22 protein-coding genes and 1 pseudogene are annotated in these 22002 nt (G+C 60.2%); 12 read left to right on the top strand and 11 right to left on the bottom strand.

What is annotated here, in order from left to right; all coding sequences use genetic code 11:
- Positions 1 to 250: 250 nt before the first annotated feature.
- On the top strand, positions 251 to 640 hold the full coding sequence (locus tag GS429_RS02150) for a ribbon-helix-helix domain-containing protein (protein WP_160062293.1): 390 nt from the start codon (positions 251 to 253) through the stop codon (positions 638 to 640).
- 56 nt (positions 641 to 696) lie between these two features.
- Here the strand turns inward: GS429_RS02150 and GS429_RS02145 are convergent, their stop codons facing one another.
- From GS429_RS02145 to GS429_RS22360, 4 genes are all read right to left on the bottom strand, one after another.
- Entirely contained in the window at positions 697 to 3675 is a 2979-nt protein-coding gene (locus GS429_RS02145; protein ID WP_160062291.1) for a pentapeptide repeat-containing protein, read from the bottom strand.
- Positions 3676 to 3822: 147 nt separating this feature from the next.
- Positions 3823 to 5418 (bottom strand): cobyric acid synthase, encoded by a 1596-nt coding sequence (locus GS429_RS02140; protein ID WP_160062289.1) that lies wholly within the window; start codon positions 5416 to 5418, stop codon positions 3823 to 3825.
- A 281-nt stretch (positions 5419 to 5699) separates the two neighbouring features.
- Complete coding sequence (locus GS429_RS02135) at positions 5700 to 5939, bottom strand: hypothetical protein (protein WP_160062287.1); 240 nt, start codon at positions 5937 to 5939, stop codon at positions 5700 to 5702.
- Positions 5940 to 6163: 224 nt separating this feature from the next.
- Entirely contained in the window at positions 6164 to 6286 is a 123-nt protein-coding gene (locus GS429_RS22360) for a hypothetical protein (protein WP_268892266.1), read from the bottom strand.
- A gap of 471 nt (positions 6287 to 6757) precedes the next feature.
- Here GS429_RS22360 and GS429_RS02130 point away from each other — a divergent pair, with 471 nt between their 5' ends.
- The 4 genes and pseudogenes from GS429_RS02130 (at position 6758) to GS429_RS02115 (ending at position 9071) form a co-directional block, all read left to right on the top strand.
- Entirely contained in the window at positions 6758 to 7840 is a 1083-nt protein-coding gene (locus GS429_RS02130) for an orc1/cdc6 family replication initiation protein (protein WP_235920710.1), read from the top strand.
- Between the two features lie 8 nt (positions 7841 to 7848).
- Positions 7849 to 8367 carry an IS630 family transposase gene (locus tag GS429_RS02125; RefSeq protein WP_160062285.1) on the top strand — a complete coding sequence of 173 codons (519 nt, stop codon included), beginning with the start codon at positions 7849 to 7851 and terminating at the stop codon, positions 8365 to 8367.
- A gap of 205 nt (positions 8368 to 8572) precedes the next feature.
- A pseudogene (locus GS429_RS22565) lies at positions 8573 to 8866 on the top strand (transposase); the annotation flags it as partial.
- Positions 8850 to 9071 (top strand): hypothetical protein, encoded by a 222-nt coding sequence (locus tag GS429_RS02115; protein ID WP_160062283.1) that lies wholly within the window; start codon positions 8850 to 8852, stop codon positions 9069 to 9071. The pseudogene GS429_RS22565 and the gene GS429_RS02115, both read left to right, overlap by 17 nt.
- Before the next feature lie 144 nt (positions 9072 to 9215).
- Here GS429_RS02115 and GS429_RS02110 read toward each other — a convergent pair whose 3' ends face one another.
- Positions 9216 to 10688 (bottom strand): hypothetical protein, encoded by a 1473-nt coding sequence (locus GS429_RS02110; RefSeq protein WP_160062281.1) that lies wholly within the window; start codon positions 10686 to 10688, stop codon positions 9216 to 9218.
- Positions 10685 to 11449 (bottom strand): ABC transporter ATP-binding protein, encoded by a 765-nt coding sequence (locus GS429_RS02105; protein WP_160062279.1) that lies wholly within the window; start codon positions 11447 to 11449, stop codon positions 10685 to 10687. Before GS429_RS02105 ends, GS429_RS02110 begins: the two co-directional genes overlap by 4 nt.
- A gap of 289 nt (positions 11450 to 11738) precedes the next feature.
- Between GS429_RS02105 and GS429_RS02100 the strand changes: the two genes are divergently transcribed.
- Positions 11739 to 12302 (top strand): hypothetical protein, encoded by a 564-nt coding sequence (locus GS429_RS02100; RefSeq protein ID WP_160062277.1) that lies wholly within the window; start codon positions 11739 to 11741, stop codon positions 12300 to 12302.
- Between the two features lie 301 nt (positions 12303 to 12603).
- Here the strand turns inward: GS429_RS02100 and GS429_RS02095 are convergent, their stop codons facing one another.
- Positions 12604 to 13293: a cob(I)yrinic acid a,c-diamide adenosyltransferase gene (locus GS429_RS02095; RefSeq protein WP_160062275.1), complete on the bottom strand. Its 690-nt coding sequence runs from the start codon at positions 13291 to 13293 to the stop codon at positions 12604 to 12606.
- Between the two features lie 180 nt (positions 13294 to 13473).
- Between GS429_RS02095 and GS429_RS02090 the strand changes: the two genes are divergently transcribed.
- From GS429_RS02090 to GS429_RS02070, 5 genes are all read left to right on the top strand, one after another.
- Positions 13474 to 13839: a winged helix-turn-helix domain-containing protein gene (locus GS429_RS02090; protein ID WP_160062273.1), complete on the top strand. Its 366-nt coding sequence runs from the start codon at positions 13474 to 13476 to the stop codon at positions 13837 to 13839.
- Between the two features lie 307 nt (positions 13840 to 14146).
- Positions 14147 to 14536: an ArsR/SmtB family transcription factor gene (locus GS429_RS02085; RefSeq protein WP_160062271.1), complete on the top strand. Its 390-nt coding sequence runs from the start codon at positions 14147 to 14149 to the stop codon at positions 14534 to 14536.
- Positions 14537 to 14647: 111 nt separating this feature from the next.
- Positions 14648 to 15070: a RidA family protein gene (locus tag GS429_RS02080; protein WP_160062269.1), complete on the top strand. Its 423-nt coding sequence runs from the start codon at positions 14648 to 14650 to the stop codon at positions 15068 to 15070.
- 90 nt (positions 15071 to 15160) lie between these two features.
- On the top strand, positions 15161 to 16342 hold the full coding sequence (gene arsB / locus GS429_RS02075; RefSeq protein WP_160062267.1) for an ACR3 family arsenite efflux transporter: 1182 nt from the start codon (positions 15161 to 15163) through the stop codon (positions 16340 to 16342).
- Between the two features lie 78 nt (positions 16343 to 16420).
- Positions 16421 to 16756 (top strand): arsenate reductase/protein-tyrosine-phosphatase family protein, encoded by a 336-nt coding sequence (locus GS429_RS02070; protein WP_328821195.1) that lies wholly within the window; start codon positions 16421 to 16423, stop codon positions 16754 to 16756.
- 154 nt (positions 16757 to 16910) lie between these two features.
- Here GS429_RS02070 and GS429_RS02065 read toward each other — a convergent pair whose 3' ends face one another.
- The 4 genes from GS429_RS02065 to msrA form a co-directional block, all read right to left on the bottom strand.
- Positions 16911 to 18050, bottom strand: a complete 1140-nt coding sequence (locus tag GS429_RS02065) for an SPFH domain-containing protein (RefSeq protein ID WP_160062263.1) — start codon at positions 18048 to 18050, stop codon at positions 16911 to 16913.
- Positions 18051 to 18161: 111 nt separating this feature from the next.
- The gene (locus GS429_RS22560; RefSeq protein WP_160062261.1) at positions 18162 to 18329 is read right to left on the bottom strand and encodes a rubrerythrin-like domain-containing protein; all 168 of its coding nucleotides are present in this window, start codon (positions 18327 to 18329) and stop codon (positions 18162 to 18164) included.
- Positions 18330 to 18461: 132 nt separating this feature from the next.
- Positions 18462 to 19712: an FAD-dependent oxidoreductase gene (locus tag GS429_RS02055; protein WP_160062259.1), complete on the bottom strand. Its 1251-nt coding sequence runs from the start codon at positions 19710 to 19712 to the stop codon at positions 18462 to 18464.
- A 518-nt stretch (positions 19713 to 20230) separates the two neighbouring features.
- On the bottom strand, positions 20231 to 20773 hold the full coding sequence (gene msrA / locus GS429_RS02050) for a peptide-methionine (S)-S-oxide reductase MsrA (RefSeq protein ID WP_160062257.1): 543 nt from the start codon (positions 20771 to 20773) through the stop codon (positions 20231 to 20233).
- 163 nt (positions 20774 to 20936) lie between these two features.
- Between msrA and GS429_RS02045 the strand changes: the two genes are divergently transcribed.
- Positions 20937 to 21710, top strand: coding sequence for an enoyl-CoA hydratase/isomerase family protein (locus GS429_RS02045; RefSeq protein ID WP_160062255.1), 774 nt, complete (start codon positions 20937 to 20939; stop codon positions 21708 to 21710).
- Positions 21711 to 22002: the final 292 nt, after the last annotated feature.

Genomic DNA, 22002 nt, shown 5'->3' with positions numbered 1-22002 from the left:
TACCGGTCTCTTCGCGAGTGGAGGGTGGCGATCGCTTCAGGGAGTGGCCGACCAGTCGGGACCCGTCTCGAGTGAGACGGTCTCCTGTACGCCAGTACCGCCGCAACCACGATGGCTGTGGTCGTACCGGTAACTCGTACAGCATCCGACCGACGCCATTGCGGGGCACCGCGACCGTTGGCTATCGAACATACCTCAATTCGTATAAGTATCCGAAACAGTAATGAATTAGCAGTGAGGAGGTGCTTGTATGGCGAAAGATACCGTCAGGTACCCAGACGAGGTGGTCGACGAAATCGACGCACTCGTCGCCGACGGTATGTTCGAGAGCAAATCCGAGTTCTATCGCTTCTCCGCGGAGTACGTACTCACCCTGATCGATCCCGATCACGAGGTCGAGACGTTCAACTTCGACGAGATCAAATCCGAACTCGATATCTCGGAGGAAGACCACGCGAAGGCGCTGGGTACCGATGGAGGGACGTTTTTCCTCGATGCCGTGATCGCAGTCCGGAAGCACGGTCTCCGCGGCGATTACGAGGCTGCAGAACGGTTTATCGACACGCACTACGATTCGACCGATCAGGAGTGTATTATCCTCGAGGAACTGCTCGGAACGTACCGCAATCGCACGTCGTAGTCGGCTTCTCATTCGGATTCTGAATCGATCCGGCAAGCGCCGCAGCCCCTGCTATTCTACCGCGTTGCTCTGCGGCCGAAGACGAACACCAGAATTGCGAGCAGAATCACTCCCGAGGCCGTCTCCGCGATCGCGAGTACCTGTCCGCCACGACTCGTCGGGGTAAAATCACCGTATCCGAGCGTCGTGAACGTGAGCGCGCTGAAGTACAGCCCATCGAACATCGTTATCGGCTCGCCGCTCCCTCCGGCCCGCTCTATCAGATCGAACGCCCAGTAGGCCAGTCCGCAAACTACGACCGTGAGCATCCCCGTTCCGAGCACGCGCCACGGACTCTCGCCGTAGCGCGCGACGACGCTCGGGACGATCGATCGGAGAACCATCTGCCAGTTCGATTCGCGGCGGTACTGGCGGAGCTGAATGTCCTTCCGGCTGAGAAAACACTCGCTGGCTAGCCTCGGCAAGCTATTATCGCGCGCAAGCGACTCGAGGATTCCGTACGTCGCGGCTGCTTTCTCTAACTCGGCGGCTTCGGTCTCGGCCGCCCCGTTCGAGGAGTGGGTGCCCGAACCCGTAGACTGCGTGCTTTTTGCCGGCTGGTCCGCATTTTCGTCCGCGGCTCCACCCTTGGTATCCCGATCGTAGCGAGGGTCGTAAGTACAGTACGGCAGGGTACCGCGACGGAACGCCGTCTTGATACGCCGCAGCCTGCTCTCTCGAAGCGCCGGTTCCGGCGGATCGACGAGCGTCCGTATCGTTCCCTTCGACTTCGTCTCCGGCCAGAACTGGGTATTCCGATTGATACGCGCATTGCCCAGCAACGCCCCGTACAGTTCGGCTCCGATCAGGTTCGCATCCAGGAGTTCCGCTCTGCTGAGTCGGGCCCCTTCGAACGAGGTGCCAGCGAGGATGGCCCCCGACAGATCGGCTCCAGTTAGGTCCGCGCTGTCGAAGGTCGCGGCCGAAGCGCTCTCGGATCCCGTCAGATCCGTGCCGGAGAAATTCGCGTTCGAAAGCGTCGCCCGTTCGAACGAGGTTTCCGCGGGGAACTCGGTCTCGCTGAAATCCACGCCGGCGGAAAACGTCGCCTCGCTAAAATCGACTGCATCCCCGAAGACGGGCTTTCGTTCCCGCGTGACGTCGCCGGTCCGCAGTTCGGAGGCGTCCGGTTTTTCGGATGCCGTCTCTTCGCCCAGAAAGTCCGGTTTCCGCCGAAAGGAAACGCCGGTAAAATCGAAGGTTCCACGCTCCCACTCGCTGGCCGTGAACGCACACGCCGACCGAAACGCCGCTTTGGCAAACGAGATCTCCGTGCTCGCGTCGAACCGCGAATCGACGAACGACGCCTCGAGATTGAACGCGGCCTCTTCGAAGGTTACGTATCCAGTGACGGTGGCGTCTTCGAATCGTAGACGGCTGTTTCTCTCGGCAGTGAACACCGCGCGGTCGAACGACATACGGCCCGCACTTTCGGTCGCCACAGTCACGTCAGCGAACGAAACGTCGCCCTCACCTTCGGTAGCGAACGTCGCCTCAGAGAAGGAGAGATGTCCCTCATCCTCGGCAGTGAACGTCGTCTCGTCGAACGAGATGTCTTGCTCTTCTCTCGTCGTGAAGGTTCCGTCGCCGAACGAGACGGTCCCTTCGTCGGTCGCAGAAACGGTCGCGTCGTCGAAAAATATCCGTTTTACAGCCGTGAACGTGGCTCCCTCGAACGACACGGTTTCCTCGTTTCCGGCGGTAAACGTCGTCTCCCCGAACGAAATTTTTCTGTTGGCGGCGAACGTCGCTTCATCGAACGAGACGGTCCCCGTGCCCCGCGGATCGAAGGTCGCGTTGTGGAACGAGACGTTTTCGTCGTTTTCAGTAACGAACGCCGCCCCGACGAACGTCACGTCCCCGTTCCGGTCGTCCGCAGTGGTGAACGTCGCGTGAGGGAATTGAACGGGTCCGCTCCCCTCTGTGGTAAACTCCGCTGCATTGAACGAGAGATTTCCGTCGCCGTCTGCGGCGAATCCCGCGTTTTTAAACGAGATGGTTCCGCTCTCCTCGGTAGTGAACGCCGTGTCGTAGAAAGACACCATTCCCGTGCCACCGGTGGCGAACGTCGTATTCTCGAACGACAGGTCGCCGTCTCCCTCGCTGGTGAATCCCGCGGAGTCGAAATACACGTTCCCGTCGTTTTCGGTGGCGAAGGTCGCGCCATCGAACGTCACCCCCTGTTCGCCGCCGGCGGTCACTGTGGCCTCGTGGAACCACACCATCCCCTCGCCGTCGGTGAGAAACGTCGCATCGGTGAACGACACGTCCCCGCCGGCGGCAACCGACGTCTCCCTGAACAACACGTCTCCGTTTCCCCTGGTCGTAAACGACGCCCCGTCGAAACGGACGCTCCCTTTTCCCTCGGCGAGGAATTGCGCGTCATCGAATACGATATCCCCGCCGCCCTCGGTCACGAACGTCGCTTCGTCGAACGAAATCTCTCCTTCTCCCTCGGCCACGAACGTCGACCCGGCGAAGGAGATCGGCCGTTCGCCCCTGGTTCGAAACGTCGTTTCGGTAAACGTCACGCCACGCTCTCCGCCCCGAAAGACGGCGTGATCGAACCTCAAGTCCCGTTTTTCGTCGGCGCCGATCGTCGCGGCGCTGACGTCGAGAGCGCCGAACGTCGCACCGACGAACTGCCCGCGATGCTCCGGCCGGTCCGCATCCGATGTCGATGCCACCTCGGCGGATTCGATCGCGTTCAAGAGCGCCGCTTTCTCGTCGATATCGTCGGGGAGTTCGTCCGGATCGGTATGAAAGACACAAAGCCGTTTGTCGGGACTGTCGGTATCGTTTCCGTCACCCTCATTTTCACTCCCACTCTCACCATCACCATCGAAGTCGATCGGCGGGTGAGGACACCTCCAAACCGTCGTACCGAGCCCCCCTCGGTCCGGACTCTGATCGAGAACCCACTGCTCGGGGTCGTCGCCGTGCCACGCTTCCGGCGTGTCCTTGCGAGCGACGTACGCACAGGTCCCAGTACACATTACCGGCTCGTACTCATCGACCTGATATAAAATCTATAGCTGGCTCGCGATACCGGTCCCGAATCGCGAGACGAACCGACGATATCCGTCCTGAACCTCGGAACCCCCGGGGATACTCGAGCACACGCCGGCTGTGCGGATAGCGTGTCACTCGGTCGGGTTCTCCTCGAACCCGAGCGCCTCGAGATCCACGTGGTTTCGGACGAGCGCGGCGGCACGATCGTACGGCGTCGCCGGAGCCGAGCCGTTCCCGGACGGGCGGTCGACGCCGGCGGACCGCACGACGTAATCCAGGAACGCCTCGCGGACGTTCTCGTTGTCGAAGAGGCCGTGCAGGTACGTTCCCAGAACCCGCCCGCGGGCGGCACTCGAGTCGCCGAGCGGCCGAGTCACCGACGAGTCGGCCTCGAGCGTGCGCGTTCGGCCGGCGTGGATCTCGTACCCCGATGCGGTCCCGTCGGCTCCCGCGAGCACCGGGGTCGCCGACCCGTCGACCGGGACGGTCGCCTGCTCGAGTCGCTTCTCGGACTCGAAGCGCGTTTCGACGGGCAACAGTCCCAGCCCCTCGAGGAGGTCGTCCTCACCGGTCCCTTCGAGCGAGGCGTTCGTAATCCGCTCCCCGAGCAGCTGGTAGCCGCCGCAGATGCCGACGACCGGGCCGTCAAAGGCTTCGAGGGCGTCCGCGAAGCCGGCCTCGTGGAGCGCCAGCAAGTCGTCGACCGTGTTCTTGGTTCCCGGAAGGACGACCGCGTCGGGATCGACGTCCTCGAGGACGGCTTCGGCGGACTCGCCTCCTGCCGCGTTGGCTTCGACCGGAACGAACGCGACCGAAACGCCCGGCTCCGTCGCCAGCGCCTCGAGATCCGTCGCGTTCGAGATCCTGGGGAGGCGAGGAACGGCGATCGTCACTCGCCGGTCGTCGGGGACGCCGTCGTCGTCGCCGAGGACGCCGCGTTCGGTCGTCGACGGAAGACCGACGCTGTCCTCTTCGGGCAACCCGGGATCGTCGTACGGAAGGACGCCCAGGATCGGAACGCCGGTCTTGGACTCGATCTCCTCGATACCCGGCTCGAGGAGCGACGGATTGCCTCGGAACTTGGTGATGATCGCGCCGGCGACGCGCTCGCGTAGCGAGTCGGGAAGCAGTTCGACGGTGCCGTAGAGACTGGCGAACGCGCCGCCGCGTTCGATGTCGACCAGCAGGAGGATGTCGGCGTCGGCGAACCGAGCGGTTTCGACGTTCGCGAGGTCGCGATCGTGGAGGTTGATCTCGGCGATACTTCCCGCGCCTTCCGCGATGACGACGTCGTGGTCGGCTGCGAGTCTGCGGTAGGACGCTTCGGCGGCTTGCCGGGCATCTGCCCAGTACTCCTCGTAGTAGGTGCCGGCTGGAACGTGGTCGTGGGCCCTCCCCTGCACGACGAGCTGACTCTCGCCGTCGCCGCGGGGCTTGAGCAGGACGGGGTTGCAGTCCGTGGTGGGTGTCGTGCGGGCCGCACGCGCCTGGACGAATTGGGAGACGCCGATTTCTCCCCACTGATCGGTGTCCGTCGCCGCCTCCCCTTCAGCAGCAGTGGCTGCTGCCTCGGCCCGAACCACGACGCGAGCGTTGTTACTCATATTCTGTCCCTTGAACGGGGCAACCGAGTGGCCCCGGTCGGCGAGCAGTCGACAGAGTCCGGCGGCAACCGTCGACTTACCGACGTGGCTCGCAGTCCCCGCGACCAGGAGGGTTCGTGTCATCCGCGTTGGGACTACTCGAGCGCCTTGGAGTATCGTCCTATCGGTTCGAAGTGGGTACGTGGCGTTGGTCCCCTTCAGTTCGGTATCGGTGACCTCGTGATGCCCGTCCGAACAACCGACTCGAGCCTGCTCGGTCGCCTCGAGTCGACCCCTGCTGCGACTCATCGCCGTCTTCTACTGTCGAACAGAACGACGTGAAGATCGGTCGCTATACCGTGGGCGTCTCGACGCCGACGGCCGCGAATTCGCGAGCGACTTCGTATTGACTGCTGCCGACAGTATTATTCCTCGTCGTCTTCGTCGTCCTCGTCGTCTTCGTCGTCGTAGGGCGATGGCGGCTGTCCATCTTCGTACTCGAGTTGCTCGCCGGGATGGGGTTCGATATGGCTCAGGATTTCGTGGGGGACGTAGCCGATGTTGTACCCCTCCTCGTTGTGGAGGACGACGCCGTGTTCGTACTCCCGAAAGTCGAAGCAGTTGATCTCCTCGTAGGCGTTGCCGGGTTTGAAGACGACTTTCATGGCTGACTGATCAACGGAGTGGCCGATTCCGATATGGCTTGCATATGCCGGTCGTTTTCGGAACCCATGGTCGGCCTCGAGTCAGTGCGGATACTACCGTTGTCACGAGTACAGTGCGGGACCCCGGGTTCCAGTGAGGGAGGAAGTGTTCCAGTGTAAGCGGATCGTCGCCACAGAAATTCGCTGCATTATACGCCGACTGTGCAATGACTGTGTGATTCGTTTCACTTGTCACTGTAGTTTCCGAGATCCCAGAGGATCGCCGCGACGGTGTCGAGTCGTTGGTCGTTGCCGAGTGCTTCGATCGCGAGTTCGGGATCGACAGAGAAGGCATAGAAATTCGACATTCTTTGCCCTCTACCACGATCGGGGTAACCGATAGTCCGCGCTGGGCTGGATCACGCAGAGAATTACCGACGGGCGGGAGAGAGACACCACCAATTCATTCGTTTCTGATAGAGAGCCTTCTTTGTGATTTTCTGGACCCCTCCACCCATTCAAACGTAATCTACTGATAGATGGTTTGTACGGCCAATTTTTACGATATCGGTCTGCATAGGTCCGAACTGCCTGAGAACACCCCACCCATTCAAACGTTTTCAGAACACTAGCAGTACGGGTTTAGTTGTTTCTCTTCCAATATAAAACTACCTTATTCATCTCTTCCAATTCGAACATCTCGCGGTGGAGGACTGCTGTCCCGCAGAGTAACGATTGAATGGGTGGTGTCTCTGTCCCCTACTATCGATAGAAACGAACGAATCGTTCGTAACGTTCGAACCAGTTGCTTTATTTGGGGTTCATATAGACATTATATAATGACAATATTCGAGCGGTCTGAAGCCATATTCGAGGACGAAAACGTACTACACGACGATTATCAGCCTGAATCGCTCGAGGAACGTGATGACGAACTCGAACAATATACCGCGTATCTTCAGCCCGTTATTAATGGTTCACAGCCTCGAAACATCTTCCTCTATGGGAAAACTGGTGTCGGCAAAACAGCGGCTACCAAATATCTCCTCCAGCACCTTGAGGAGGATGCAAAACAGTACGACGACCTCACTATTACTACAGTATATCTCAACTGTGAAGATCTGACCAGCAGCTATCGTGTAGCTGTCGCCCTTGTCAACAGTTTCCGCAACTCGTCCGATCAAATCAGTCGAACTGGCTATCCCCTGAATGCGGTCTATGAAAAGTTGTGGACGGAACTCGACCGAATCGGCGGAACGATCTTGATCGTTTTGGACGAGGTTGATTATATCGGAGACGACGACTCGATACTGTACCAGCTTCCCCGTGCCCGAAGTAACGAGAAAATCGAACACGCTCGTATTGGTATTATCGGGATTAGCAACGACTTCAAGTACCGCGAAAAGCTCGATCCGCGGGTCGAAGATACGCTGTGCGAACGCGAACTTCACTTCCCTCCGTATGATGCGAACGAACTCCAGAACATCCTCGAAAAACGTGCCACGCTAGCATTCAAACACGAGGTTCTTGAGGGAGATGTCGTTCCCTTGTGTGCAGCGTTTGCTGCGCAGGATAAGGGTAGTGCTCGGCAAGGTCTCGATTTGCTTTTAGAGGCCGGCGATCTGGCCCGTCGACGGAACGATTCGGTTGTCAGCGAGGGTCACGTTCGCAAAGCGAAGCAATTGCTCGAAAAACAGCGGATCGAAGAGAGCATGAAGGAACTGACTTCTCACGGTCATCTCACACTGTTGGCTGTAGTCACGTCAACGATTGCAGATCCTTCTCAGGTGCCGTTCCAAAAGCAACGACTCTATGATCAGTATACTGACCTCGCGCTCGCAACTAACCGTGATCCGCTCGGGGGCAGGGCGTTTCACAATCATAGGGATCAGCAGGCTAGTTCATATCTTCTGGACGCGTAGAGAGTCTCATGACGACGTGGGGCGGAAAATTGGATGGTATTGATGAGGAGCAGTTGCGCCAGCAACTGCGCACGGAAACTGATGTGAAGGCAATCAAACGCCTCACGAGTGCGCTGCTGTACCGACAAGGAAAATCACCGGCAGAGATCGAGCAGTTGCTCGGTTTCCCCGAACAAACGGTGTACGATTGGCTCGACACTGTCGCCGAGCGCGGTGAGGTCGCGCTCGGCGATCTCTCTCGCCCCGGTCAATCGACTCGTCTTACCGACGACCAGTGGACGGAACTGACGGCGACGCTGGCGGCGTCGCCGTCGGAGGCCGGTTACGATGAACCGACGTGGACACCTGCGCTTGTTCGTGACTACATCGCTGAGACGTTCAACGTTGAGTACTCGCTCGCGCACATGTATCGGGTGATGAAGCGGGCAGGGCTGTCTTATCAGACAGCCCGCCCGCGCCACTACAAAGCCGATCCCGCTGAACAACAGCGGTGGCGCGAAGAGTTCAAAAAAAGTGGCCGGCGCTGAAAGCAGCCGGTCGCCGAATCGTTGTCATCGATCAGAACACGCAGGTGATCAAGACCAATCAAAAGCACAGCTGGTTTCCGGTGAACTCCCGCCCGAGACTGCCGGTCTCGGGCGGTCGTGCCTCGATCAATCTGCTGGGCGCGGTCACCGACGACGGTGACCGCTTCATTTCATTCGTTGATGGGTCGTTTACCGGAAGGTTGCCGCACACTTTCTGCGAGCTCTCCAAGAAGAGTTCGGCAAGAAACTGGTGATTGTCCTGGACAACGCACCGTATTTCATAGCGAAGCATCTCAAGAAGCAGGCCGCGAAAGCTGGCCTGCTTCTTGAATACCTCCCCTCGTACGCACCGGAAATGAACCCACTCGAACAGTGCTGGCGTCAAGTGAACGAGGGACGTGCAAACAAACTCTATCGAACACTGTCCGAGTTGAAAGCGTATCTCACGAGCAAACTTCCAACTCTGCACTCACCGAGAATCTATGAGTATCTCTGCTGATCCCTATCACTTAACGGAACTCTCGATGCTCGGAATCCTCAATCGAACGAAGCGGAACGAAGGTAGAGGGGGTGGAATATACTACGAGTACGAAATCAACGTTTCGATCGATGCTGCCCTCTCAACGTTGGAAAATCTGCACATGAGCGACGAACTGGACCTGAAATCACTTTGGCAAAACGCAGCAGACCAAGGACTTGTGTAATCCTTGCTAGGATAGGGAACCGTCTGCCCACACACCACCCATTCAAACGTTTCTCCCTTCCCATCCGGTGTCGGATTAACAATTTCTTGCGCCCTGAAGTGCCACGCTTCACTTGCAAAACTGGGGTGTCTTACTGCTGTCGCCTCACTCCCCTACTCGAGACCGCTCCTCCCAGCGCGGTCCCGCCCGACTCGAGAGCACCAGTCCAACCGCTCCGAACACGACCCCTGCAACACCGAGTGCGACGGCGACAGTTCCGGTCGGTGGAACCACGACGAATCCGACCACGAGCGTCGGAACCAGCGCCACGCCCACCCCGAGCGTGAACAGCGAAAACCGCACGGCGTCGAAGAGGAACTCGTTGGGATCGAAGCCGGCGATGTAGACGGTCAGCCCGTAGTAGTACAGCGCGTAGCCCGCCAGCAACACAGCACCGACGACGGCGTCTACGAGCGTCGCCTCGAACCAGAGCACGGCCGCGAGATACGGCACGGCGACGGTCGGCGCACCGACGAGCACGAACGCGGTTCGCTTCGCTCGGAACACGTCCGCGATCGAAACCGGGTAGGCGAGGTAGGCCTCGAGCGAGTCGAACTGGGTCAACCAGTTGTAGGTGGTAAAGGCGGTCAGACCGAGCACGCCGCCGAAGAAGATTCCCGGTGCGGGGACGATTCCGGTGATCGTCTCGACGACGCCGACGAGCGCGGCGACGAGGGCCAGCAGGATGCCGGCCGAGACGAACGGCTTCCAGACGCCGCCGGAGGAACGCGCCAGATCGAGCAGCGTCTTCGAAACGAGCGCTCCGCCGGCCCCGTCGGCACTCGCGGGCAACGCGTCGCTAAGCCGTGCGAAGCGATCGCTGGCCGTTCGCGACGGCCGCCCGTACGTCGGATCGTACAGCGCGAGCGAGCCCACACTGACGAGGACGGTCCCGGCGACCAGTCCGAGTGCATTCCCAACCGACCCCTCGATCGGCACGAAGACGGCCCAGATCGACTCGGTACTGCCAGTCGCCAACGCGCCACCGAGACCGAGAACGACCGCGCCGGAAATCGCCCACGTCGGGACGCCCCGCGTTCGAACCGCGATCATCGCGACGGTCAGAGCCATCCCGGCCGCGAACACGAGCGACAGCGAGAGCCAGAGCGTCGCCACGGCGAGCGGCGTCGTCGCCGAGAGTCCGACGAGGGCCGCGTTGCTCAGCGCCATCGGCAACACGAACGCGATCGCGTAGAACAGCGCATCCTTCAGGAGAAACACGCCCAGCAACCGCCGGCGGGACAGCGGCAGCGTCGTCGACGTCGAGAGCACGAGCGAGAGCCGACCGAACACGTTCTCGAGCATATCCGAGCCCGCGAAGCCGGCCGTCCCGCTGTAGAGGCCGAAGCCGAGCGCCAGGACGTGCAGGCCGGTGACGATCGTCCCGTCCGCGGTGCCCGTCGCCTGCAGTGCGACCGTCGCACCGACCGCGAGGACGGCGATGACGAGCGGAAACAGCGCGAAGCGCCAGCCGCCAAACAGGCGCGTGTGGAGCCGCCACTCCTCGCGAAAGAGGACGGCGAACAGTCGCCACGTCGACGATCGGTCCCGGGACCGAGCAGTCGTCGCCCTCGTCATACTTCCAGCTCCGACTCGAGTCCGTCGAGCGACGGCGCGTCACGGACGTCCGCCCCGGTGACGCGGTCGAGGAACACCTCGAGCAGCGAGCCGTCGTCGCCGTCCTCGAGCGACCGTTCGGTCACGATCCGACCGTCGGCGACGATTCCGACCCGGGTGCAGATATCCTCGGCGACGTCGATGTTGTGGGTGGAGACGAAAACGGCGTTGTCGCCGGCCGCGTACGAGACGAGAAACCGCTTGACCTGTTCCTGGACGAGCGGGTCGAGGTTCGCCAGCGGCTCGTCGATGAAAACCACGTCGGGCTCGTGGAGGAACGCCTGGGTGATCATCACCTTCTGCTGTTGGCCCCGCGAGAGGTCCGTATGGAGCGTGTCGAGTTTGCTCTCGAAGCCGAGTCGGTCGGCCCAGGCGTCGGTTTGGGCGGCGACTCGCTCCGGCTCGATATCGCGGACGTCGCCGACGAACTCGAGGTACTCCCGCGGCGTCAGAAAGCTCGGCGGCGACTGTTGTTCCGGGAGAATGCCGACCCGTCGCCGGGTTTCGATCGGCTCCGCCGCCGGATCGGTCTCGAGGACGCGAACGGTGCCCCGATCCGGACGGAGTTGCCCGGTCAGCGCGCGAATCGTGGTGGTCTTCCCGGCCCCGTTGGGGCCGAGAAAGCCGTACAGTTCGCCTCGCTCGACGGCGAACTCCATTCCGTCCACCGCGATGACGTCGCCGTACGATTTCCGTAGCCCGCCGACCTGAATGACTGCCATCGGATAGCCGATCGTTCACAGTAACCGATAATAATTGTGCTGGACGGGCGGGTCGCTTCCGTCGGACCGGAACGTCGGGTGACGGCAGGACGGAGATCGAAAGCCGACGCGTCGTGACTCCAGTACGACGTCGTCCTGGCCACTCGTCGCCGGGGTACTGCCCGTCGGATCGGACCTCGAGCGACTCGATGGCGGTTGCGACCGCGTCGAAGTCCCGCTCCGAGACGATCTGCGCACCGAAGAGGATCACGTACGATCGCCCCGCCGTCGTATCGTCCGCCGCGTTCGTATGCGAGTCGGCGTTCTCTGCCTCCTCGTTCGCCGCGTCGTTTTCCACTTCGTCCGCATCCGACGTCCGGTTTTCCTCCTCGTCTGCGTCCGACGTTCCGTTCGTCCGCTCGCCCGTCGGAGCGCCGACCACCGTCAGGAATATCGCGTCGGCGTCGCCACACTGGTGCCAAATCTGGGCCCGGAAATCGAACTCATCGGACCGGAACAGCTGCTGTCCGCCGTCGTCGCACTCGTGGCCGTAGTAGACGAGTCTGTCGAGGATCGCGTCCAGGTCGCCGTCCAACCTCGTGGTCACGGCGACTTCGACGCCGGGAACGCCCCACCTATTGCGGTATCCGTCCACGTCCGGCGCGGCGATGATCGACGGATTGTTGCCGACCTGAGTGGTGTTGACGTCGTCCCAGGCTTGCGGGATCGTGAACTGAACCGATTCGGTATCGTCGGCGACCTCCCGATACCGGTCGTACTCCGAATCGGCGGGTCGGTCCTCGTTTCGCTCATCCGTTCTGCTCTGCCTGCCGCGGCCGGGGCCGCCGGTCGGCCACAATCGCTCGCCGGATGATCGGGTTCGTCCCGCGTTGCGGACGCGAGTACGGACGAGGCGCTTCCCAGTCCTGCGAGGAGTGCGCCTCCGGTCGCGAGGGCGGTTCGTCTCCCTATCGCTACACTCGACGAACTGGTATCATTTCTCATTGTCCCGAGCGTACACTGGTCGGGGATAAGAAGACCAGTTCACGGTTCGAACGAATGTTCGTCTTCGCTCACTGTGGGGCAAGAGTAAGGGTACGAGAGTTCTCGATCCGAAATCGAACTCGTTCACGAACGGAGGGTGGGGTTATCGACCGGTACGGACGGGAGGCTCGTCAGAACTCCGTCCCGCGCCGCGCCCGCTGCCCGTCGTCGATCGGGTGTTTCACTTTCCGGACGTTCGTGATCAGATCCGCTCGGTCCTCGAGATACGTCGGTTCGGTGTGGCTCCCCGAGAGCACGAGTTCCAGATCGTCGGGCTTTGCGTTGATCAATTCGTGGACGTCGTCTTCGCTGATCAGGTCTCGATCGGCGGCGTAGAGGATCTCGTCGAGAATCAGCATGTGAATCCCGTCTTCCGGCGGTGCGTCGAGGTCGAGCGGCGCGTCGAGCGCCGTCTCGCCGGCCGCCTCGAGCAGCTCCATGGCGCGCTCAAGGCCGGCTTGAGCCTCCGCCTCGTGATCCGCCTCGTCGCTGCCGTCGGCCATGCCGTGCCAGCCGTAGTGGCCGAGGTTCTCGTAGCTGATGCCCGGCAGCGTCGCCATCGCGTTGTACTCCCCGCGGACCGCATCGACGCTCGAGGCGCCGCCCTTCATGAACTGAAGCATGTGGACGCGGTAGCCGTGGCCCGCGGCGCGCACCCCCATACCGAGCGTCGCCGTCGTCTTCCCCTTGCCGTCGCCCCACCAGACCTGTACGAGGCCGAACTCCTCGGGGGCCGCTGGCTCGATTCGCTCGGCCTCGGGCGTCCGCCCTTGGCCCGGCGTGTTCTCGACCGTCTCGTCGGGCGTCCGATCGTCGCTCATACGATGGTTGTCGGTCCGGCCCTACATGTAGGTAGCTCACTCGCCCCGATTCGTGCCCACCGTTGATTCGCATGGTGACTCGCATCGGATGCGAGTCTCGACTTCGATCCGAGCGATCGACCCGACCCGGATTCGACCAAACGTGTCTTTAGGCTTCGCTCCTAACGTGTGTCCACTCAAATGCCACTCGAGTTCTCATCGTCCGGCGATAGCCCCGGTCTCGAGCGTGTTATCGGCGCACTGGACGATGCCGACTGCCGGGAGATCGTCTCCCTTCTCGAGGCACCAAAGACGGTTCCCGAAATCGCGGAGGAGGCGGAGCTCCCGCTTTCGACGACCTATCGCAAACTCGACCTGCTGACTGAGGCCGATCTAGTCAACGAAACCGTCGGGGTTCGGCAGGGTCGCCACCACAAATCGCGCTACGTCGCGGACTTCGACTGCATCGGCATCACTCTCGATGACGATCGCGAGTTTCAGGTCGCTATCGATCGGTCGACGGACCAGTCGCTCGGGATCTGGTCGGATGCCACGCAGGAGTTCTGAGTGCTGGTGGAACGCAGTCGCTCGTAGTCAGATTCGATACCCGCATGTACGAATTGACCGCTGAGATTCCTTCCAATCAGTGTCCCTCTTCGAAGAGTCGTGATGAATACACGGCGCGGAACTCGCAAGGCCGATTGAACGCTTCGTGGTGTCTTTGAACGTTTGGTCTCCGATCTAATCCGAAGGCAGGCCAATGTCGGTGTCGCCGTGTAGTCGTACTGTGAGGACATCTTATATGCGTGTGGCAATTTATCAGAACGGTATCTCGGCAGAACCCTTATTTGAACACCTCTGCAACTAATTTGCGATGTCCGAAACGACCGACCGGCTCCGCCGCTATCTCGAGGACGAACTCGGAGAGTGCCGAAGTGAGGATCTACAGGAACGTCTCGCAGAACTCGACAACCTGGAGTCAATGCTTGATGAAGGTACTGTTTCAAATGATGTTCAAGCGTTATCCGCACTTGGTAACGAGACGCGATATCGACTCGTACGGCTCCTTGTCGAAGCTGATGACGAACTTTGTGTCTGCGAAATCGCACCGCTGGTCAGTGTCAGTGATAGTGCTGTGAGCCACGCGCTGTCGACCCTTGCTGAAGCAGGTCTCGTAACGAAGCGAAAGGAGGGACGCTGGCGAAAGTATCGAGCAACAACCCGAGCAAGCGCTCTGCTCACTGTCCTAGACGGGTCGCGCTAAATGCAGTATTCGGTGATGGCCTGTTCACATCTCGCTTGCTCGTGACGGAGGTACCAGTGATACGACGCATCGATGGGTGCATTTATAATTGAGCAATCATTCAGATAGGGTATGGAGCGTTCAATCAACACGGAACCCGAACAAACGGATCGATTGAGTAGTACGAGCAAGCGTCAGTGCGAGGGAACGAACGGTACTGGCGCATTCGGAATGCGAACCGGTGACTCTGATCTCGTCTTTTTTGAAGGGATCCTTCCCCAAGAGGGCGATAGAATATTGAACGATCACTCAATCGAGGTCCAGGCGACAGCTTGTTTCGATAGGCTTGAAGCAGTTCTCTCTACGAGGGAGCTAGATCTGGCGGACGTAATGAAAGTGGAGGTTCAACTGACTGACTTGGCTAACCGAAATGTCGTAGATACCGTGTATCAAGCCCGGTTCAGCGAAGGGTATCCACCGCGAACGACGACTGGAGTCTGTTCGCTTCCTGGCAGTGCCGCTGTCCAGTTCGATGTAATCGCTGCTGCAGAGTGATAATGATACAAGTGAACAGTAGAAATCCATCGACCGGGGAGTACATCGAATGGTCGTATGGTCGAATCGGCATCAGGATACTGATCGCCGATGAGTGATTTGGAACACGAGCGTGGGACAGACTGCGGCTGTCCAGACTGTGGTGGCCCGCGGTCGATGGATTTTCTCGATAAACACCTGACAGTCTGGATTTTCCTCGCAATGGGGATCGGTGTCGGCCTCGGACATGTCGCACCGAGTGTCGTTAGTCCAATTCAAGACTACTACCTCGTCGAAATTGGCCTGATCGCGATGATGTACCCGCCGTTGGCGAAGGTAAACTACGGACAGCTACCACGGGTATTCAGCGCGTGGCGAGTGCTCAGCCTCAGCCTCATCCAGAACTGGCTAATCGGACCGACGTTGATGTTCGCCCTCGCAGTGATATTCTTCAGCGGGCTCGTGCCGCCGTTCCCAGCCCACCCTGAGTATTTTCTCGGACTGATCTTCATCGGAATGGCTCGGTGTATCGCGATGGTGCTGGTCTGGAACGACCTCGCAGGCGGCTCGAGTGAGTACGCTGCCGGACTAGTGGCGTTCAACAGTGTCTTTCAGATCATCACCTACGGGGTGTACATCTGGTTCTTCGCACTGTTCTTGCCGCCGCTGCTGGGGATGGACGCACTGGTCGCGGGTATCGGCACGTTCGATATCACGATCCAACAGGTGTTCTGGGCGATCGCAATTTTTCTTGGGATCCCCTTCGCTGGCGGTATTCTCACCCGCCTGGGCGGAGTCCGATCAAAAGGCGAGGAGTGGTACGAAGAGCAGTTCGTTCCGAAGATTAGCCCCGTCACGCTGATCGCGCTCCTGTTTACTGTCGTCGTAATGTTCGCAACACAGGGCGACAATATCCTGGCACAGCCGACCGACGTCCTCTGGATTGCCGTTCCACTAACAATCTACTTCGTCATCATGTTCCTCGTGAGCTTTGCGATGGGACGTGGTATCGGTGCGGACTACTCGACGACGACGGCCATCGGCTTCACCGCAGCGTCAAACAACTTCGAACTCGCGATTGCGGTTGCAGTTGCTGTCTTCGGCGTCGGCTCCGGCGTTGCGTTCGCGACCGTTGTCGGTCCACTGATCGAAGTGCCGGTCCTGCTTGCGCTGGTTAACGTGGCCATCTACTTCCAGCAAAAGTTCGACTGGACCGGCTACGAAACCGGTCAACTCGAAAGTACGAAGCCCGTAGATGAGGATTCAACCCAGGCGAGAGCAGACGACGACTAATACCCCACTCGAACAATGACAGAAACTGATTCAGTCCAAATCGCGTTTGTCTGTGTACAGAACGCAGGACGGTCACAGATGGCATTCGCCTTTGCTCATCAGGAGCGTAAGCTTCGAAACGTCGAGGACTCTATTAGCCTCGTCACGGGCGGAACACAGCCCGCTGATGAGGTCCATCCAGAAGTAGTGGAATCGATGCGAGACGTCGTAATTGACATCTCAGAACAATCACCTCGAGAAGTGAGCGTCGAGGAGTTGCAAGCGAGTGATTACGTTGTCACAATGGGTGTTCCGATGGGGATGTCTGCCCTGCTGGCCGGGCCGGTGAAAACCGTGACTGGAATGTTCCCGATCCAGATGGGCCGGGTCCTAGAGAAGTTGTCAAGATACGTGATGAAATTAACCAACGTGTGAACGAACTTTATAATGAAATATTACAGAATTAGTAACTAGTGTGCTTCAGGTTATATTTTGGAGCAATCTAGATTGTGCTAATTAACCACAAGGAATTTGATCTGGCTTACGGAAAATCAAGGCGAAAGCCCCGTCCTTCAGGGCGGAGAGGATGTCAAGACTGCTCTGACTCGGAATCGATATCCGGCTCGATGTCCGCGACATCCGTCGACGACTCCGTCCCCGTCTCCATCTCGATGTCTTCGCCCTCCTGGATGGCCTGAGCCTCTGCCTCCATCTCCTCGACGTTCATCTCGGTCTGTTCGATCTCGCCGATGATCTCGGCGATGTCGTCGAGGCCGATCAGTTCGCGCGTCTCATCGTCGAAATCGAGACTGTTGAGTTGGTCGCCGTCTTCTTTGACGTCGCTACCCGAGAGGTGTTTGCCGTAGCGCCCGACCATCGAGGTGAGCTCCTGGGGCATGACGAAGGTCGTCGACTCGCTCTGGCCGATCTCGGCGAGGGTCTCCATCCCCTGGTCGATAATGGCGCGTTCGCCCATCGATTCGGCGGATTTGGCGCGCAGAACCGTCGAAATCGAGTCACCCTGTGCCTCCAGGATCTGGCTCTGCTTTTCACCCTGTGCGCGAATGATCTCGCTCTGCTTGTCACCTTCCGCCTTCTCGACGGCACTGCGACGTTCACCCTGTGCCTCGAGGATCATGGCACGGCGTCGGCGCTCGGCGGAGGTCTGTTCTTCCATCGCCCCCTTGACTCCCTGGGACGGCGTCACCTCGCGGACCTCGACGCTCTCGACGCGGATCCCCCACTCGTCGGTGGGTTCGTCGAGTTCCTGGCGAATCCGCTCGTTAATCATCTCCCGCCGGCTGAGCGTGTCGTCGAGTTCCATGTCACCGATGACGGCACGCAGCGTCGTCTGGGCGAGGTTCGAGACGGCTCGTTTGTAATCGTCGACCTCGAGGAACGCGCGTTTGGCGTCCATGACTCTGATGTAGACGACGGCGTCGGCCGTCACTGGCGAGTTGTCGCGAGTGATCGCTTCCTGGCTCGGGACGTCGATCGTCTGGGTCCGCATATCGAACGTATAGACCCGTGAGACGAACGGCGGCACGATGTTGAGTCCCGGCTCGAGCAGCTTTCGGTACTCGCCGAAGACGGTCAGTGCACCCCTGTCGTAGGCGTCGACGATCTCGACCATCTGCCAGATGGTGATGGCGACGAGAACGAGGACGAGCGCCCCGGCGGTCACCAGCGGATCGTCGAGTTGCAACGGCCCGAGTGCCAGTACGTTCATTATCTCGTCTATGGACGCTGGCCGAATAATGTTTGGCATTGGAAATAGTGCGTGACTATACTGTGACCGGCGGCGACGGAACGCTCATTCGGAGGGGAGCGGCCGTTCTCATTACTGCTCTCGGGGATTCCCAAGATTTTGCATCTCTCCCGTACATGTCGGACAGGTCCTCGGGGAAGTCTCCTTCACCCGGTATCCACATATCATGCATTCGTACAACTCTTTGGATTCTTTTCGTGTGATCTTCACGCTTCTCACACGGCTACTACGCTTCCACATCTAATAACTGTCTCGCATACCAACATTGTGCCTATTCTTAGTCTCTCGAGCCGGTCAGATACCTGTCTGGTACCTGCAACTCGCCGCGTGCGTTCGCTGTGTTGACAGGTCTTTTCGGTACCCGACCGCCGCTCACCCCGACTCGTTACGGCCGACGATATCCGCGTCCGTCGGCCCCTGTCCGTCGAACTCGCGGACGAACGCGTCCAGTTCCGACGACGAGTTGGCTCCTGGAAGCTGACTATCCGCTGTCGAACAGTCCGCGTCCACGCCGAGTCGATCGCAAACGAGATCCGCCGTCGCCTCGGCCATCCGCCGGTAGGTCGTCAGTTTCCCGCCGACGACGCTGACGAGGTTCTCCGTTCGCTCGCTCCCGTCGGCGGCGTGATCGACGTGGTCGAGTCGATGAAACCCTCGAGAGATCCCACGACCGCCCCGTTCGGCCTCCTCCGGTTCGTACAGCGGCCGAACGCCCCACCACGTCCGGACGCGCTCGGCGTCGGCGACCGCCGGCAGCATCGTCGCGCATTCGGCCACGGTTTCCTCGATTTCCCATTCGCTTCGGTCGTAGTCGTCGGGATCTCCGACCGGCACGCTCGTCGTTCCGAGGACGACCTCGTCGTCGTGGGGAACGATAATGTCCCCGTCGGCGGGGTCGCGACACCGATTGAGCACCGGCTCGAGGCCGTCGAGCACGACGGAGATCATCACTCCTCTCGTCGGCCGCATCTCGACACTGACACCCGCCATCTCGGCAATTTTGCCCGCGTGTGCACCGGCCGCGTTGACCACGTACGTCGGCGCGAGCGTCTCATCGACGTCGCCGCCGAGGTGGACTGCCGCGATTCGGTCGCCGTCTCGAGCCATCGACGTTACCGGCGCGTGGGGGAGGATCCGAGCGCCGTGATCTCGAGCGTCCGCCGCGTTCGCCGCGACCAGTCGCGACGGAATCACGACGCCGTCCGGAACCCACATGGCTCGCTCCACCTCGTCTGCCAGTCCCGGGACGGCGTCTCGAGCCGTCTCACCGTCGACGACCTCGACGGGGATCCCGATCTCTTCGCAGGCCGCGCGCTTCTCTTCGAAGTAGGCCGGATCGTCCTCGGCCCGCTGGACGAACAGCCCCTGGGTCTCTCGAACGCACTCACCGGCGATCTCCCGCAGGATGCAATTCTCCTCGAGACACTCTCGAGCGCCGTCGGGGTCGCTCTCGGCGTAGCGAGCACCGCTGTGGAGCAGGCCGTGTGACCGGCCGGAGGCGCCGGCCGAGAGCCCTTCGCGCTCGGCGAGCGTGACGTCCACGCCTCGCAACGCGAGATCTCGAGCGATTCCCGTGCCAGTCACACCGCCGCCGATGACGAGAACGTCCGTATCACCGTTCATATTGTGATATTGGAACGCAGACAGACGTACCTTTCACCGCCGCTGTCGAGTTCTTCGCGCGTCGAGTTTTCGCCGACTGTCTCGAGTCTGTCTGTCGTCCTTGAGCGTACGGTCCGGAGTTGATCGGGGTGTAATTGCAGAAAAGACGAGGATCGGGTATGAGGTTCCGAGGGTGAGCATTCGATGTGTCGGCCGCGGGATTCGCACAGCGGTAGGTGTCAGAGGCCACAGTGGCTATGTTGTTGACTTCGGTGGGTTGGGGTTCGTCTCATCATCACCTCATCGGGACACAGTATCCATCCAACAATAAAGCTTATTGATGGGGTAATTACCCTCTGGATACGAATGTAACTGGACATATGGTGTGGAAAGAAGCATTGGTTGATCTATGTAATAACTTCCCATTCACTACCGCAGGTGGTTTTGTGAACGTTTCAAAAACCACTCTCCTTTCGACGACACTATCAGTTGCTAACGGGAAAAGACTACGTCCGTACTGCCCACCCGCGGGCAGTACCCTAGAGCGAGGTCGGTTCGCTTGCCGTATCGGTCGCAAACTTCTCGCGAACCTTCTCGACTTTCGGCGCCGCGTGCATCGAACAGTAGGCGTCGTTGGGGTTCTTTTCGAAGTAGTTCTGATGCTTCTCCTCGGCCTTATAGAAGGTCTCGAGAGGCTCGATTTCGGTGACGATTCCCTCGTAGAGCCCCTCGCTTTCCAGTTCCGCGGCGAACGCTTCGGCGGTCTCGAGTTGCTCGTCGTCGTGAGCGTAGATCGCCGACCGATACTGGGAGCCGACGTCCGGCCCTTCGCGATCCTTCGTGGTCGGATCGTGAATCGTAAAGAACACCTCGAGGAGGTCCTCGTAGGCGACCGTCTCGGGTGCGTACTCGAGCTGGACGACCTCCGCGTGCCCGGTCTGGCCGGAGCACACTTCTCGGTAGGTCGGATCGTCGGTTTCTCCACCTGCGTAGCCGGAGGTGACCGATTCGACGCCCTCGAGGGCTTCGAAGGCCGCCTCGACGCACCAGAAACAGCCGCCGCCGAATGTCGCTCGTTCCATACCAGCCGATAGGAGTCGCTCGAGGAAAGATGTGACGGGTTCCGGTGTTGTCTCGTCTCGGCGGTGAATCGGGGCTCGAGTTCGAGTCCGGGTTCCGCTGGAGACCAGTGTCACGTCTGCCTCGGTGCCAAGGGATTTCACGACGGCCGATGAACCCCGGCGTATGTCCTGGGACACCGTACAACTCGATTGGGACGGCGACGTTGCAACGCTGACGGTCGACCGCCCCGAAGCGCTCAACGCACTGAACGTGGCCACGCTCGAGGCGATGGGCGAGGCGATCACCGAGGCTGCAGACGAGGACGCCCGTGCGCTCGTGCTGACCGGCGCTGGCGACGACGCGTTCATCGCGGGCGCGGACATCGCGTACATGCAGGATCTCTCGACCGCGGAGGGCCAGGACTGGGGCGAACTCGGCCACGACGTCGCGGACGCCCTCGAGGCGTTTCCCGCGCCGACGATCGCCGCAGTGAACGGGTACGCGTTCGGCGGCGGCTGCGAGATGGCGATCGCCTGCGATCTGCGGGTCGCCGGCGAGTCGGCCGTGATCGGCAATACGGAGATCGATCTCGGCATCATTCCGGGGTGGGGGGCCACTCAGCGCCTGCCGGAACTGGTCGGCGACGAAACGGCCCGCCGGATGATCTTCCTCGGCGAACGGCTCGACGCCGAATCGGCCGCCGAAGCGGGAATTTTCGGCGAGGTCGTGGCCGACTCCGATCTCGAGGAGACCGTTTCCGAACTAGCCTCGCGGATTGCGGCCAAGCCGGCCGTCGCGATGCGAGCCGCAAAACAGGCGCTCAACCAGCGCCACGAGGGCTCCCAGACGAGCGGACTCGAGTACGAGAAGCGTGCCTTTGCCAGCCTGTTCGGGACGCCGGATCAGCGGGAGGGAATGGACGCGTTCGTCGAGGATCGAGAGCCGGAGTTCGAGTAGTTTGGAAGTCAGTAGGTGTCCATCAGTCAGTTCAAACGACACTGGACTTATGATGTACTCTGTTCCTCCACCGGATACATCTGGAACTAGTCCATAGCCGGTTATGAGGTTATTTTCTATTCAACGAACATTTTCGTGTGTTTTGGTCGTCTCGAGTACGAGAAACTTCTGTACTGACTCTCCGATCGCAACCAAGGATCGCAAGAACGTGCTCTGTTGAATAGCGATCTAATCCGCCGATATCACTAGCTTAGAAGGATGAAGCCGAGGAATTCGATTCTGTCTATGGAAA

Origin of the sequence: Natronorubrum halalkaliphilum, from assembly GCF_009834785.1 — an archaeon.
GTDB classification, from domain to species: Archaea; Halobacteriota; Halobacteria; order Halobacteriales; family Natrialbaceae; genus Natronorubrum; species Natronorubrum halalkaliphilum.
The sequence above is the reverse complement of the archived record's forward strand: the minus strand, read 5'-3'. Positions and strand labels throughout refer to the sequence as shown.

Coding starts and splice junctions, on each gene's coding strand:
- GS429_RS02150 (WP_160062293.1), top strand. CDS start 251: ATGGCGAAAGATACCGTCAGGTACCCAGACGAGGTGGTCGACGAAATC.
- GS429_RS02145 (WP_160062291.1), bottom strand. CDS start 3,675: ATGTGTACTGGGACCTGTGCGTACGTCGCTCGCAAGGACACGCCGGAA.
- GS429_RS02140 (WP_160062289.1), bottom strand. CDS start 5,418: ATGACACGAACCCTCCTGGTCGCGGGGACTGCGAGCCACGTCGGTAAG.
- GS429_RS02135 (WP_160062287.1), bottom strand. CDS start 5,939: ATGAAAGTCGTCTTCAAACCCGGCAACGCCTACGAGGAGATCAACTGC.
- GS429_RS22360 (WP_268892266.1), bottom strand. CDS start 6,286: ATGTCGAATTTCTATGCCTTCTCTGTCGATCCCGAACTCGCGATCGAA.
- GS429_RS02130 (WP_235920710.1), top strand. CDS start 6,758: ATGACAATATTCGAGCGGTCTGAAGCCATATTCGAGGACGAAAACGTA.
- GS429_RS02125 (WP_160062285.1), top strand. CDS start 7,849: ATGACGACGTGGGGCGGAAAATTGGATGGTATTGATGAGGAGCAGTTG.
- GS429_RS02115 (WP_160062283.1), top strand. CDS start 8,850: ATGAGTATCTCTGCTGATCCCTATCACTTAACGGAACTCTCGATGCTC.
- GS429_RS02110 (WP_160062281.1), bottom strand. CDS start 10,688: ATGACGAGGGCGACGACTGCTCGGTCCCGGGACCGATCGTCGACGTGG.
- GS429_RS02105 (WP_160062279.1), bottom strand. CDS start 11,449: ATGGCAGTCATTCAGGTCGGCGGGCTACGGAAATCGTACGGCGACGTC.
- GS429_RS02100 (WP_160062277.1), top strand. CDS start 11,739: ATGCGAGTCGGCGTTCTCTGCCTCCTCGTTCGCCGCGTCGTTTTCCAC.
- GS429_RS02095 (WP_160062275.1), bottom strand. CDS start 13,293: ATGAGCGACGATCGGACGCCCGACGAGACGGTCGAGAACACGCCGGGC.
- GS429_RS02090 (WP_160062273.1), top strand. CDS start 13,474: ATGCCACTCGAGTTCTCATCGTCCGGCGATAGCCCCGGTCTCGAGCGT.
- GS429_RS02085 (WP_160062271.1), top strand. CDS start 14,147: ATGTCCGAAACGACCGACCGGCTCCGCCGCTATCTCGAGGACGAACTC.
- GS429_RS02080 (WP_160062269.1), top strand. CDS start 14,648: ATGGAGCGTTCAATCAACACGGAACCCGAACAAACGGATCGATTGAGT.
- arsB (WP_160062267.1), top strand. CDS start 15,161: ATGAGTGATTTGGAACACGAGCGTGGGACAGACTGCGGCTGTCCAGAC.
- GS429_RS02070 (WP_328821195.1), top strand. CDS start 16,421: ATGGCATTCGCCTTTGCTCATCAGGAGCGTAAGCTTCGAAACGTCGAG.
- GS429_RS02065 (WP_160062263.1), bottom strand. CDS start 18,050: ATGAACGTACTGGCACTCGGGCCGTTGCAACTCGACGATCCGCTGGTG.
- GS429_RS22560 (WP_160062261.1), bottom strand. CDS start 18,329: ATGTGGAAGCGTAGTAGCCGTGTGAGAAGCGTGAAGATCACACGAAAA.
- GS429_RS02055 (WP_160062259.1), bottom strand. CDS start 19,712: ATGAACGGTGATACGGACGTTCTCGTCATCGGCGGCGGTGTGACTGGC.
- msrA (WP_160062257.1), bottom strand. CDS start 20,773: ATGGAACGAGCGACATTCGGCGGCGGCTGTTTCTGGTGCGTCGAGGCG.
- GS429_RS02045 (WP_160062255.1), top strand. CDS start 20,937: ATGTCCTGGGACACCGTACAACTCGATTGGGACGGCGACGTTGCAACG.